General features: G+C 32.0%; 14 protein-coding genes. 4 read left to right on the top strand and 10 right to left on the bottom strand.

All coding sequences use genetic code 11. The annotated features are described in order from the left end of the window. Positions 1-47 precede the first annotated feature (47 nt). From MHH45_RS25240 to MHH45_RS25230, 3 genes are read left to right on the top strand one after another with little or no spacing between them, the layout of a single operon-like run. Complete coding sequence (locus MHH45_RS25240; protein ID WP_016115863.1) at positions 48-419, top strand: HsmA family protein; 372 nt, start codon at positions 48-50, stop codon at positions 417-419. 57 nt (positions 420-476) lie between these two features. Next, a complete protein-coding gene (locus tag MHH45_RS25235) occupies positions 477-875 on the top strand; it encodes a DUF2871 domain-containing protein (RefSeq protein WP_016115864.1) in 399 nt (132 codons plus the stop codon). A 13-nt stretch (positions 876-888) separates the two neighbouring features. Next, positions 889-1371, top strand: a complete 483-nt coding sequence (locus MHH45_RS25230; protein WP_016115865.1) for a CcdC family protein — start codon at positions 889-891, stop codon at positions 1369-1371. A 243-nt stretch (positions 1372-1614) separates the two neighbouring features. Here MHH45_RS25230 and MHH45_RS25225 read toward each other — a convergent pair whose 3' ends face one another. Both MHH45_RS25225 and MHH45_RS25220 read right to left on the bottom strand, forming a co-directional pair. After that, complete coding sequence (locus MHH45_RS25225) at positions 1615-2025, bottom strand: hypothetical protein (RefSeq protein WP_088094492.1); 411 nt, start codon at positions 2023-2025, stop codon at positions 1615-1617. After that, on the bottom strand, positions 2022-2303 hold the full coding sequence (locus MHH45_RS25220) for a hypothetical protein (RefSeq protein ID WP_016115867.1): 282 nt from the start codon (positions 2301-2303) through the stop codon (positions 2022-2024). Before MHH45_RS25220 ends, MHH45_RS25225 begins: the two co-directional genes overlap by 4 nt. Before the next feature lie 145 nt (positions 2304-2448). On the opposite strand from MHH45_RS25220, the gene MHH45_RS25215 reads away from it, so the two are divergent. Continuing rightward, the gene (locus MHH45_RS25215) at positions 2449-3306 is read left to right on the top strand and encodes a hypothetical protein (protein WP_016115868.1); all 858 of its coding nucleotides are present in this window, start codon (positions 2449-2451) and stop codon (positions 3304-3306) included. A gap of 160 nt (positions 3307-3466) precedes the next feature. On the opposite strand, the gene MHH45_RS25210 is transcribed toward MHH45_RS25215, so the two are convergent. From MHH45_RS25210 to MHH45_RS25175, 8 genes are all read right to left on the bottom strand, one after another. Then, complete coding sequence (locus tag MHH45_RS25210) at positions 3467-4291, bottom strand: VanW family protein (RefSeq protein WP_016115869.1); 825 nt, start codon at positions 4289-4291, stop codon at positions 3467-3469. Positions 4292-4572: 281 nt separating this feature from the next. After that, the gene (locus MHH45_RS25205; RefSeq protein ID WP_016115870.1) at positions 4573-4992 is read right to left on the bottom strand and encodes a VOC family protein; all 420 of its coding nucleotides are present in this window, start codon (positions 4990-4992) and stop codon (positions 4573-4575) included. Positions 4993-5188: 196 nt separating this feature from the next. Beyond that, the gene (locus tag MHH45_RS25200) at positions 5189-6475 is read right to left on the bottom strand and encodes an MFS transporter (RefSeq protein ID WP_016115871.1); all 1287 of its coding nucleotides are present in this window, start codon (positions 6473-6475) and stop codon (positions 5189-5191) included. 12 nt (positions 6476-6487) lie between these two features. Next, positions 6488-7096, bottom strand: a complete 609-nt coding sequence (locus MHH45_RS25195) for a TetR/AcrR family transcriptional regulator (RefSeq protein ID WP_016115872.1) — start codon at positions 7094-7096, stop codon at positions 6488-6490. Between the two features lie 269 nt (positions 7097-7365). Next, on the bottom strand, positions 7366-8100 hold the full coding sequence (locus tag MHH45_RS25190) for an ABC transporter permease (RefSeq protein ID WP_016115873.1): 735 nt from the start codon (positions 8098-8100) through the stop codon (positions 7366-7368). Then, positions 8097-9008 (bottom strand): ATP-binding cassette domain-containing protein, encoded by a 912-nt coding sequence (locus MHH45_RS25185; protein WP_016133212.1) that lies wholly within the window; start codon positions 9006-9008, stop codon positions 8097-8099. The genes MHH45_RS25190 and MHH45_RS25185 overlap by 4 nt, the downstream gene beginning before the upstream one ends. Positions 9009-9310: 302 nt before the next feature. Then, positions 9311-10144, bottom strand: coding sequence for a GNAT family N-acetyltransferase (locus tag MHH45_RS25180; protein WP_016115875.1), 834 nt, complete (start codon positions 10142-10144; stop codon positions 9311-9313). A gap of 263 nt (positions 10145-10407) precedes the next feature. After that, positions 10408-13191 (bottom strand): dynamin family protein, encoded by a 2784-nt coding sequence (locus MHH45_RS25175; protein ID WP_016115876.1) that lies wholly within the window; start codon positions 13189-13191, stop codon positions 10408-10410. Positions 13192-13787 lie beyond the last annotated feature (596 nt).

Raw genomic sequence — 13787 nt, 5'->3', positions numbered from 1 at the left:
AACATGATTTATATAAGGAACATGACTGTTAGAAAGGAATGATGAACGTGTTGGCATCTGCTATTACATGTATTACAGCTGCACTCATTTTTTATACAATTGGCGTATGGAGTGAAAAATTCCAAAAGACATTAAAACCTTGGCATGTCGTTATTTTTTGGCTCGGACTCGTATGTGATACACTCGGAACTACATTAATGGAAAAGATGGCAGGAGCAGGATCCCTATTCAGTTTCCACGGAATCACAGGCTTAGCCGCCATTTTACTGATGTTATTCCATGCTGTTTGGGCAACAATTGTGTTAATCAAAAAAGATACAAAAATGATGACAACATTCCACAAGCTAAGTATTATCGTCTGGTTCATTTGGCTGATCCCATATATTTCTGGCCTTATATACGGAATGACAAACCACTAATAATCGCAGCCTACTATCCAAAAATAAACATTGCTAATGCTACCTAGGAGGTATATGATGAAAAAGTTATATAATGCAGCATTCACTTATTTAATTATCGGTTTATTATCAGGTATATTCGCGAGAGAATATGCAAAAGCGCAAGGAATTCAAGGTACGACTTTACTAAACCTATTACACACACATGTGTTAGTTCTTGGATTTTTATTCTTCTTAATTGCCTTAGCCCTATCAAAATCATTTGCATTCCATGAGGCAAAAAGTTTTAACATGTGGTTCATCGTCTATAATGTAGGATTAGTTTTAACAGTATCTTCATTGGCAGCGCGCGGACTTCTGCAAATCAATGGAGCTGATTTTAAAGGATTAAGTCATATTACAGGAATGTCTCATACGATCATTGGTATCGCTCTCGTTTGGTTTATGATTCTATTAAAAAAATCATTCAAAGGATAAAAGGAGGTCAAACATGAGCTTAGCTGTTTTATCAAGTATTATTGCTCTTTGTATGGCTGTTGGAATGATGTTTCTTCGCTTAAAATCAGCAAAGAAACCTGTAACACTTAAAAAAATTATACTCCCGCCAATTTTTATGAGTACGGGAGCATGCATGTACTTCTTACCAGAATTTCGCTTAACATCATCTGAAATTCTCGAAGCAGTTATCGTTGGTTTATTTTTCTCTATTTTTCTTATTAAAACGTCAAAATTTGAAATACGTGGAAAAGACATCTTTTTAATACCTTCTAAAGCATTCATCTTTATTTTAGTCGGTTTACTAGCTGTCCGCCTCGGTATGAAAGAATATTTAAGTCAATCAATTGATTTAGGACAATTAAGCGGTATGTTCTTCTTACTTGCTTTTGCGATGATCGTCTCTTGGAGAATTGGCATGTACCGTTCGTTTATGAAATTGCAGCGGGAAATGCAGTTTGTAGGCAAAAGTCTTTAATCGAAAAAAGTGAAGTAAACGTCAAGCAACTCTAAAATCAATCTTTATTGTATATTTTGAAGTTACTTGACGTTTACCTTCATACTGTTTCCAAGTCTTATAATCACCATTGTTTGCTGATACAGTATGTTCAGTCATGAAAGGATACAAAGTAAAGGCAACTGTAATAGGTATAATCAACAATACTTTTAATATCATGTTCCATACGTTAATTCTTACTCCTAAATTGTTTAACTTACTTGGTTAATAGCGTTCTATTACTAAATCCTCATAATCATATCTAGGGTCTAGTTTAACCTCACCTTTATACTTAATTACATGAATCTTATTGCCTAATAATGCCTTATCATATGTTTCTTGCTTTACCCATACCTTTTGAAGTTCATTATCTACGTATAATGTCAATGTAGGGTGTTTAAATATGATATGCTCTTTTTCGATTTGTCTGTCTATAACAGTCACCTCCATAGGCTTACCATTACGAATTAGTTCTCTATCTTGAAACCCCTCAATTACAGAAAGTACAACAAAGAGTAAAACGAAAAGACTAATGTAAATCCAAGTCTTCTTTTTCTTTTCTGATTCGGGTTTCTTATCTAACTCTTCAAAATCATCTGACTCTTTTCCTAAGTTTATCTGTTTCTTTTTGCTCATTCGTATACTCCTATATGGTATTTTGGGTCAATCTTAATTCTACCTTTGTACTGAATCGCTTCGAATGTGTCACCTTTCTTTACGCCATCATAGAAAGGTTTATTTACGTGAATACTGTATAGTTTATTATCTAAGTCATACTCTACCGTATAATCGGTACCTCCTCTTGCAGGCAGTTCTTTTTTACTTACAACTACAATTTCAACTGGTTTTCCTTTTTCTAATAGTTGCTGTTCGTCCCTATTTAGTACCCATATAAAAGGAAATAAAGAAACCATGAGTACAATACAATGAAAACAAGAAGTGCTAACATCTCTCTATCTCGTCTTCTTAATAAGAAAACAGTTAAGGTTAAGATACAAAGTGTACTACCATATAATGGATATATTTATTATAAATTTCTATTGGGAGTGAGAAATAATAATGGTAAATCTAGAAGACTTTTATAATAAACTTGGAATTGATAGAAAAAATCCCCCAGAACGTATAAATCATAAGATGAATATCTTTCCTACCCTTCATACATTCTGTTGTGAAGAAAATACTGAAGAAAAAGTAGTAGACTGCACAAAAATTACAAGTATATTTCACGGTAGTTATGAAGACTTTAGCGTATTAGATGCGTTTGAAAAAACGAAACATTTTGATGAATGGAAAGAATACCTAAAGAACCCTGAGTATTACAAAAAATACCTACAAAGTCCTCCAGCTATACGTGCTAAATTAAAGGGGCGCAGTGGGTACGAGCGAGATAGCATCTTTTTAACAGAGTATAAAGGTCATTTTTATGTAATAAATGGAAATAATAGGGTCCTATTTGCTAAAGTTATTAATTCCCCTGTCTACGCAACTGTTACGGTATACAAACACGTTCCGGAACGTGTTACATTATTTGAAGCAGCAAAAGAATTAGGACTACACCTGGAGAATTTTCCTGATAAACCAGAGAAGACATATGTATATCTAACACGATTATTTGATTTTAACGAAAAACCAATTTTCCAACAGAGTTTTGAAGAATTCGGAACTTTAAAGGATCTGAGTGATTTCTTATATTTGTATACTAAAATCCCGGTAAAACCAGCAGCAACCAAGAAACTGTTTTCAGGTATGTTAACATCGATTAAAGCATCTAGAGATAAAAAAGAATTTATTACAGAACTATGTAAATACAGTGAGGAACATAATTTACTATATAGAACATACGATTGCTTTATTGTCAATTATGATATGTATGTTGAAAATAAAACAAAGAGTCTATCCCCATCCGTACATTCTTAAATGTTACTTTGAAATAAGGCTTGATTAAAACCCACAATCCAGCATTTTATAATAAATCAAAAAAATCCACTTCAACCATATTTTTTTGCCTTGAAAGATTTTATTTTAAAATTATCTACGCAGTTTTTTCAAATATCTTTAGATGAGTGAAGATCCTTGTCTATAAAGAACCCACAATTTTCTCATCATCTACTTCATATTTTACTAAGCAATCATTTTCCATGACTAGTTCTTTGTCAACTAAGTTACCTGTGACACGATCAACTATTTTTTTATAAACTTTATTTTGTCTGTATACTTGACCATCTACTTTTTTTGCAAAACGATGATCTTCTTCAACGATAGAATACGTATATGGAGGATACTGGGATGCCCTAATTTCACCATAGATGTATTCTTCGTCAAGATGTAGATTGACTTGATAGGAAATATTTGAATTGTTTCTCAATTTGAGATCAATAATACCATTCATCAAAGTGGCGCCTGTTCCAAATGGAATCACACGTCCATAGTCAGGGAATGGATCGAAACTATGACGATATCTTTCTACTGTTTCCAACTCTGAATGAAGAAACATCCAGTAGAGAAGATTCCCTAACTGACAGAGACCACCGCCTATTCCCTTTATCGCTTCGCCATTCATTAGAATAATTCCTTCTTTATATCCAGCCTTTTCACTGGAATTACCAACAAGATGCCAAAATGAAAATGTTTCTCCCGGTTTAATTACAACCTGGTTTATTTTGCAGACGGCTAGCTTTAGATTGGTGATTTTGTTATATTGTAGCTGTATATCCGTATCACCTAACTTTCTAATAAGCAAAGATTTATGTTTATAAATTCTGTAAGGTAATGGATTTTGCTCAAATGTTTTTGAAAATTTATGACCTTCAAGACGATCGCTTATTTTTTTAAACAGCCTACGTTGTCTGATTCTAATAGGAATTAAAAGAGGAAACCTTTGTGTTAATAATTTTCTTGCCATTGAGAGTTGAGCTCCTTTATATATTATTCATCTATATATTGTATTCAAATTTACACCTTATTCATCATCACTAAGCAAATTGATATGTATTTCTTACTGTATTACCTTATAGTACATATAAAGGTTCTGGTGCAAGGATAAACTAAAAGAGAATATAGCGCATATATTTCTAGCGAGATCGTATTTTATGCTATAAGTTCAAACACTTGGTGGATGAACTCTTTTTAATTTTGGCCAGACTGATTCTGTAAATCTACTGTTTATTGAATAATTAAAATCTCTTATTGCAATGTTAGGTATTTTTCTCTGAAGATGGAACTTAATTCACTCCAAACATCAAATTTATTACCATCTAAATCATAAAAAACAAAATTCTTTCCAGTATGTCCTCTGTTTTCAATCTCTCCAACTTTTATTTCTTTTTTAATAAAATCACTATGGATTGATTCAAGTGCATTTAAACCATTAACTTCAAATGTTAAAGAGAAGCGCTCTTCACCGCAAAAATCGTGAAAATTTAAGCTTTGATTTTCTTGGGATTTAACCAGGAAAAAACTTTGGTTTGCAAAGTTAAGAATAGCCTTGTCTTCGTCTTTATAGCTTAACTCTGCACCTAGTTTGTTTACATACCATTTTGAAGAAGGTTCTACATTGGTAACAGGAATATAAATAGTTCCAACCCTCAATAATTTATCTTTCATTCTATTTTCTCCTTTCAGTAACTTAAATAACATTAATAAATATGTTCTCTTTTTATGTACCTATTGCCTTTGTAAATTCTATAATTTTCCTTATGATGTTTCGTTAGTTCAACAAACATGCTCCATTAAATGCTCCGATTGAGGAAGATCGTTTTCCAGTTAGTTTCTTTTCATGCATTAGTGGAAAAACAACCCTTTAATAAGAAACAGGTACTTTTCTTTCATTCTTTTCACTAACTTTAGAGTCTAGCGTTTTTGTTATTATGTAGTACAAAAATGTACCAGTTAATCCTAGAATAAGAAGCAATCCCCCCATATATATGGGACGAATCCACTCTCCAACGATGATCAACAACGAAGATACAATCATTGCTCCGTAGAAAGTCAAGCTATTAAAAGCCATATAGGTGCTACGAGCGTTAGGTGGTGCGAGTTCCCCTATCATCGCCTGTTTAATAGGAACATACATCAGTTCACCAATGGTTCCAATAAACATGGCAATAAAAAGAAACAACACGCTATTTGTAAAAGCAAAAACACTAAAGCATATAGAAAAGATCAACATCCCTGTAACTAGAGTCCAGCGATCACTCCACTTTTTAAATAAGAATAATACAACACTTGATAGGAGAACTACAAGAATTGTATTCTCCGTTCGGAGAAAACCCAGCATCTTTGTGCCATCAAGCATGAAATCTATTCCAAACAATGAAGCTGAATGATGGGGTATATCTTTTTCAAGACGAATCCCAATATAGTTTGTTAAAGACTGTTCCAAGGAAAAGATCAAGATCGCTCCGAAAATATAAAACATAAACAGCTTATCTTTTAAAACGGTCGAATAGGTTTGAAACATCTCTATTGATGAAAATTTTTTCTTATAATTAGAAGACGTAGATGAAGGTTCAGGTGTATAGGTTTCTGTGATGAAGAATACGGTCATGAATACAGATAACAAAGAGATTAGTGAAATCCCAATAAATAACTCGAACAAGTGGTTTTTAAAAAGAAATGCTCCAATGATTCCTCCAATAGCAGTTGATAAATTACCCAACCAGTAGCTAATTGTAAATACGAGCTTTCTCGATTCAGAATTAGTAACATCAATGATCATAGCTTGTGCTGCTGGCTGAAACATTCCTCCACAAAACATATTGATGATAAAGAATGCTGCGGAAATATAAGGAAGGTTAAACCAAGGGGAATTACAAAGTGCTATAAACAGATACGAAAGCAATATACCAAGCTCAGAATAAATCATTATTTTTCTCCGACCTATTTTGTCTGAGACATGCCCCCCGATAAAACCTCCAATGATCCCACTAATCACAATTATTATAAGAATAATACCCGTTTCAGTAGCTCCGATTTTCTGAGCAAAATAGATTGCCAGAAAAGGTATAACAGCCATGGAAATAAGGCTGCCTAGAAATTGCATGGCCAGGCGAAGTTTGATGTTGGGATGTATATCTCTCAATTTCATATAAATCACTCCTTATTTATTAGAGATAGGTCCAAATAATCTTAGGGCTTGTATCGTTATATCCTTCCACATCAAGTTTGTATATTCATCAATAAACGTTAAACGCATTCCGTTTAAGATGGATAAGTACGACCCAGCAACTAATGAAGGTGATTCTTCATAAAAGTAACCCAGCCTTTGCCCTGCTTCAATAACCGGATGAATACAGTCTATAAATACATTTACGAAATCGTTTAGTTCTTTAAAAAGCTTTGGAAATCGATCAGGTCTCGCAAGAACCTGCTGAATTAGGCGTAGGTATTCACTTTTCATTGAAAAGAGTTGTACATGGCAATCTATCATTTCCTTCACAACTTCAAGAGGCTCACCTTTAAAGTGTTCTTCTATCTCAATAAAATATGGTTTGATTTCCTCCAATGGCTCCAAAATCGCTGATTCATATAGTGCTTCTTTTGAATCAAAATACGTAAATACGGTACCAAAGCTAACTCCTGCTTCTTTTGCTATTTCGGCAACTTTTGTCTCTGCAAAACCATTCTCACTATATAATTTAATTGCGGCGTTTAGGATAGTAGATCTTTTTCTTTTCTTTTTTTCATCATTAGTAAGTCTAGGTTCCATTCAGATACTCCTTTCATAATAAATGATTGATTAATCAATCAAATTTTATTGTAATTTGTTTCCATTGTCAATATAATGAAGGAATTTATTTTCATATTTTTACATTTAGTTATATTCGAACTTCGTAAACGAATAAATTTATTTATCATTTTAACCGAGAATCCCCCACCTCAAAGCTCTTGTAGAGGTAGGTGGGGGTAGTTCAATAATCGATATTAACATAAATATCAAGTCTTCTTTCAGCATGAAGTTCTTGTATCAGAGGCTTATTATCTAATTTTTCTATATTCATAGATTGACAAAGTGAGACCTAATATCAAAATAAAGAGAATACTGCAAGTTCCAATTGGATAGCTAATGAATGTTCGTCCCATACCTTCATGAGGGCTAAATATAAGTGGTACTATCCAAGGATACAAAAAATTTCCGGGTGAATTTACTAACATAATGTTGAAAAATAAAACTAAACACATCAATGTTACTACATAAAGAAAACTCTTCCATTTTATAGCGATCAAAGAAGCTATTGGTATTAAACAAAAATGCATGATTGCCATTAATGATACTACTTTAAGTTGCCTCATGAATAATTTAAATGTAAAAGGTAAATCTGTAATTAACATACCTAAACAGAAAGGTAGAACAAGTATTATAAGCATTGTAAATACAATAAAACTAAATATAATTAATAATTTACCAAAATAAAATTTCAACTTAGAAATAGGACTTGTAAATAAAATGAGATTGGTGCCTTCTTGGTATTCTCTAGAAAATATATATCCAGTTACAATATAGAAAGTAGCAGTACCAGTCATAAGGTTAAAGAATATATAGATTGTTTGATAATATTCATCCCACCCAGTTTGAGCTATAGAATATTTAGGGTTTGAAGCGTATATAAAAAATACAAGTAATACGGTGATCAATTGTAGTGAAGTAGTCAAATATAATAGTTTGGAACCTTTGAGTTTAATCAGTTCTGATTTTAGTACAGCTTGCATCATTTTTCACCACCTGTTATATTCATATAATAATCTTCCAGTGATTGTTTTAGTGTTACAATTTCAAAAACACCAATCCCAGAATTGACTAATGCTGTATTTAAGTGTGCTGTATTTTCTACGTGGTTATTTATCAAAATGCGTTCAGGAGTTAGTTGATAATCTAATTTATTTATCATACCTTTAAGAATATTAATACTTTCATCGATCTTATCAACCTTTAGACTCAAATGTTTTTTGAAATTCCCCTCTAATTCTCGCATACTACTTTCCTTTAGTAATTTACCTTCATGAATGATTCCAATTCTATTTGCTAACTGCTGTACTTCACTAAGAATATGGCTAGATATTAATATTGTCTTTTGATGTTCTGCAGCCAAATGAATAAGTAATTTGCGTATTTCTCTAATTCCAGCTGGGTCTAATCCATTTGTTGGTTCATCCAATAATAATAAGTCAGGATTATGTAGTAAAGAACGAGCAATACCCAAACGTTGCTTCATACCTAAAGAATAGTTTTTTACTTTTTTATCTCTAGCATGTTGTAAATTAACAATATCTAAAACTCGTTCAATTGCTTTCGATTCATGTATATCCATATAATTACTACTAATACGCAAGTTATCAATTGCATTTAAATTACCATAAAAACCTGGATATTCTATAATAACACCAATTTTTTTAAGAACCTCCCGATTATTGAAATCGAATTCTTTTCCAAAAAGGTATATATTACCTTTAGTTGGTTTTAATAACCCCATTATCATCCTTATCGTTGTGGTTTTCCCTGCACCATTTTCTCCTAACAGACCATATATTTCACCTTTTTTAATATGTAATGATATGTTGTCGACTACTGTTTTGGAATCATAAATTTTTGTAAGATGAGATGTTTCTAATACATATTCCATATACACGCCCCACTTTTTTTAATTAAGTATACAACACTAATTTACCAAATAAATACAAAACAAATAGATAGGCTACACTGAACTAGACAAAAAAATTAAGGTCAAGTAGACTACAAATAAATGCATATCTATGTTTAACCGTCGCAAGGAAAGTGTTAGGACTTACTGCCATTGACTATCAAGATAAGCCAAATAACCCCCACCTATGCAAAATGAAGTGCATCTCAATTGTTAAACTCACTCTAACTATTGGGGTGCACTTCATTTTTCTATTTGGTAGACATTTGCTATCTAAAACATTATTAATCCATGAATTCCCTATACACATGCATAATTTGAAAAGTTTCAAACCCTAACAATTTATACAGATTCTCTGCCTTACTATTCCCTTCTATATAACAAAGTTGAATAGAAGTAGCCCCTTTACTTAATGCTTTATTTATCCCAAACTGCGTAATTTTTTTGCCATATCCCTTCCCCTGATATGCCGGTGAAACCATAATATGATCTAAATATCCATCTTCAACAGTAACTGCTCCTACAAGTTGGTCATTATGTAACGTTACATATATCGGCTTGTTAGATAACGTCTTTTTGTCTTTTTCATTTAGCGGGATTACATAGGGCTTAAAATCATTTTTCACAGCTATTTCATAAAAACATTCTGTCCTACACTCGGCATATTGTTCGTAAAACTTATCTTCATAGGGAATGAATTCAATATCTACCTCTGGTTGAACTCCTCCCGTATAACACATACTTGGTGATCCAAACCACTTTTTATACCCGTACCTTTCGTAAAAAGCAGCTGGATTTTCTTTATCTACCCTCACTCCGGTTACTAAAATACTCGGATTTTCACTTTCTACAATCTTATAAATTTCTTGATGAAGTAACGTACCGATTCCTTTTCTTCTTTCTCTTGGATCTACATAAACTTGAATATCCCACTCTCTTTTCTCTTCATTTCTTATAATCACATAAGCAAAGCCTTTTACTCCTAATTCATCCCACACTAAAAAATTTTTAGAGTCCCTAAAAATTTTCATCATATTATTCAAATCATGATCTATTACTTCCATACTACTCATTTTTATAAGCTGCTCTAAATCTTCAAACTTACATTCCCTTATCATATAAAATTCTCCTCAAATTGAAATTTCGTCTTACTCCCCAACATTAAAGTATTCTCTAGAATACTTTAATTTCCTACAAAAGACATGAAAATGCACTCAGAACATCCGTTCTAACACAAACAAACCTTAACAAGGTGGAGGCCGCTTCATAAGAAAAAAATCATCAGGTCAACGTCTGATGATTTTTTTGTGCATTTTCTCTACGTAAACGTAAAGTAACTCCAAAATATATATTAAAAGTTGATTTTGGAGTTATTTTTTGTTTACTCTATGTTTGTTTCTAAAGTTAAATCTGTATAGGAATTATCCTCACCTATATTTAAGATTACTTCACATTGACGTAATCTCAATTCAAAGAGCGTTATAGAATCATGATAAACTTCAGGATTTGATTTCATTTTATGCAGTGTATCTTGTTTTTCTTGTATTTCTAAATGAGTGTTTGCTACAGCTTGTTTCAACGCGCCAAATGGATTTCTAAAGAACATATGAATATCCCGCTCTAGTGCGTTTTCAAATAGCTCAAATTGCAAGAAAAATTTGTTCATAATAGAAGCCGTTACATCGGTATAATCTTCATTTTCTAAATACTGTTTGTATTTGTTATATAGCATAGCTTTATTTTTAGGAAGAACTCCAAATAATTTACCGGCACTTTTCAGTAAAAATTGTGCTGGTGTAAATCGGCGTAAGATATTTACTTCTTCCATTTGTATTCTAGTTGTCATTCTATCAGTATCTCTGCGCCAGTCATCAAGCACTTTAAAGTCACATTCTAACCGTATTCGATTTTCTCCACATAAAGAATTAAGTCCTTCACTGATTTCTTCTAAGTACGATTGACTTTGAAGGAACTCGTTATTAGAAGTTGCAATCCAATTTTGCATAGAGCGAGCAAGATTAGGTAACACAGTTTGTTCTAGATATTTTTGAACTCTTTCGTTCATCGCTGTATTTAGTTCAATATCAATGTGTCCAAAATCGCTTTCTTCACTAATTAAATCAGAACAACTCTGCAATAGTTTCGGAATATGCTCTGTAAGATCATTGGTAATTTCGTTTTTCATTGTACGATATGATTCTGTAATTAAATGAATTTTTTCCTTCTCAAAAGCTGTAAGGTTATTAATAAAACCATTTAGTTTAACTAACATATCTTCATTCCAATTAATAGAATCCACTAGGTTGTTTTCCATCTCGACGCGTTTATCCAAAAGATATGTAATTGTTTTTCGAATGAAAAACAATAGCTTTTCAGTACGTTCTGCATCGATATTTTTATGGTTAAAGTTAAAATGAATAAACTCAGTTAAATCGTTTAGTTGTTGACTATTTGTATATAACGAAGAGTAAGGGAAAATTCTCGCATGCGGGAAATATGCGTTTATTCTCGCTTGCGTATCATGTATAACTCTTTTTGCTTCTGCTTCACTGTAAATGTTATCGATTTTATTTAATAAGAAATGAATTTGTAGATTTGGTGTATGTTCTTGAATACTTAATAGAATGTCACGTTCTTTGTCAGTAAAAGGTGAATCCGCATTCAATACGAATAATAATTCGTCTACAGAATTTAAATATTCGAATGTCTCATCTCTAGTGTCGTTGTTCCTATTAAAGCTAGGTGTAACAACGAATGCAAGTTTATTTTTACTTAAAAATCTGCATGGTAATTTAAATTCAACACATGCTCTATCTCTATATGTTTGGCGGTGTAGAGACATCATGTTATGGAAATCAGAGAAATTCTCAGTTGTTGTAATTGCTGAATCTGTTATATCGTTAATTTCTGTATGAGCATCATTTTTAAAGACAACTACATTTGAGATTGAGTTTTCTAATATATTTTCTCCTAGTATAGAGTTAATAAATGAAGCTTTTCCGTTTCCTGAAGTTCCAGTTACTAAAAGGCGATTTGTTCTTAAATCTGCAAGCTCGCCAACTAACCATCTAAATCGATGACCAATTTCTAAATTATTTTTTTGTGCCCACTGTGTAATAGATTCAAAAAGATGTAAACTATACTCTAAGCCATTCACATGATTAATAGAATATGACAGTAGGTTTTCCGCATGTTTTATATTTGCTGAATCTATTTTGGAAGGGAAAATCTCATCCCATGCCAATACTGCTGCAGATGGAAATACAGCATGAGACGGATTGGCTACCTTTAACCAATTTGCTAAAAAGTTTGGAATGATATCGTGTAATTGTCTTAGCATATATTGACCTTGAATTAATTCAAAGTACGTTTCTTCGTAAAGAGAAGAAATTTTGTCCCATATATCGGACGAATGTATTTCGATATGTAAGAAAAATTCATTTATTGTTTTAAGCCATAATAAGTAATTTTGTTCATTTTTATAGCTGTGCCAAAGTGATGAAACAATTTGCGTAAATTGTACTTGATCTACATTATTTAATGTAACTAATACTTTATAAAAATAGTCTGGTGAAATATTTTTAGTAAATCCTTTATCGATATATTCTTTTAGAACCTCAAACCATGGAAAAGATTCTGTTCGAATTAACTCATTCACAGCAAGCTCTACTGCACTGTCAAAATCTTGCTGTTCTTCATAAAAGGAACGTGCAATTGTTGTGACGTTTGGATAATCGGGATTTAAAGAAACCGCTTCTTTAATAACAGCGAAAGCTGAATCAAGATTATTTTGCTCGATGTAAAGAGACAGTAATTGCAGTACAATTTCGGTCATAAGTATTTTGTTATCAGTAGTAATGGAGGTATAAACATTTTCAGCAACTGATAATTGGTTAAGTTCGAAGTAAGCATCCGCAATATTTTTTTGTGCCCATGGTGCTAATTCATTACTGACTTTCTCCCATTTAAAAATAGCTGTTTCAAAATCTTGATGGTGATAATAAAATTCACCTTGTGCAAAACGAATATAAGATCCATCGGAAATCTCATTTTTTTGTTCGTTTAAATAAGCTCCTCCAAGTACTTGAAGAGGTGGATGTGTTTCATTCTCCATTAGGAATGTTTCATAATATATCTTTTTTATTAATTGTTTTTCTAATCTCATTTTTTCCCCCACTATATCTCGAAAAATACATTTTTCTCCATTTGTCAATACTTTTTTGTATTTATGCTTTTTATTTTAACAAAGAATTTCTTTTGGTAAATTTCAATTTCCTTTCATTTTTTAAGTAAGATTGAATTTTAATGAGAAAAGTTTCAGTTTTTTTTCAATTTCCTTTCAGTTGTGAAACAACATTAGATGTTCCTAATAACTTAATACGAATATAATATTCCATATTAAGTTGTAACATTCCATGTAGGGGTTCAGCCGAGATACGTGTAAAACTAGGTCACGACGATACATTATTTACCAATAATCGTTTTTCGTATTTTATCATAATAAAGTTGTTTACTTTTGCCCTTATAAACACTGATAACACCGTCCAAATAATTCGAACGGTGTTCAAAATAGTTGTTTATTCTTTTAAGACCTGTACTCATTTTACTCATAATCAGTAACAATAAAGTCATTTAAAAAACTAGAATATGAATAACTTATGCGTACCCGTTAAAAAGGAAAACTGAATTATTCCTCTCTCACTATAATAGTTTACTTTACTTGTATATAATCCTGTATTTTGGCAAAATAACTCCATGTTA

This window comes from Bacillus sp. FSL K6-0042 (assembly GCF_038006685.1).
In the GTDB taxonomy this organism is placed as follows: domain Bacteria; phylum Bacillota; class Bacilli; order Bacillales; family Bacillaceae_G; genus Bacillus_A; species Bacillus_A pseudomycoides.
This window is presented reverse-complemented; position numbering and strand designations above follow the sequence as displayed.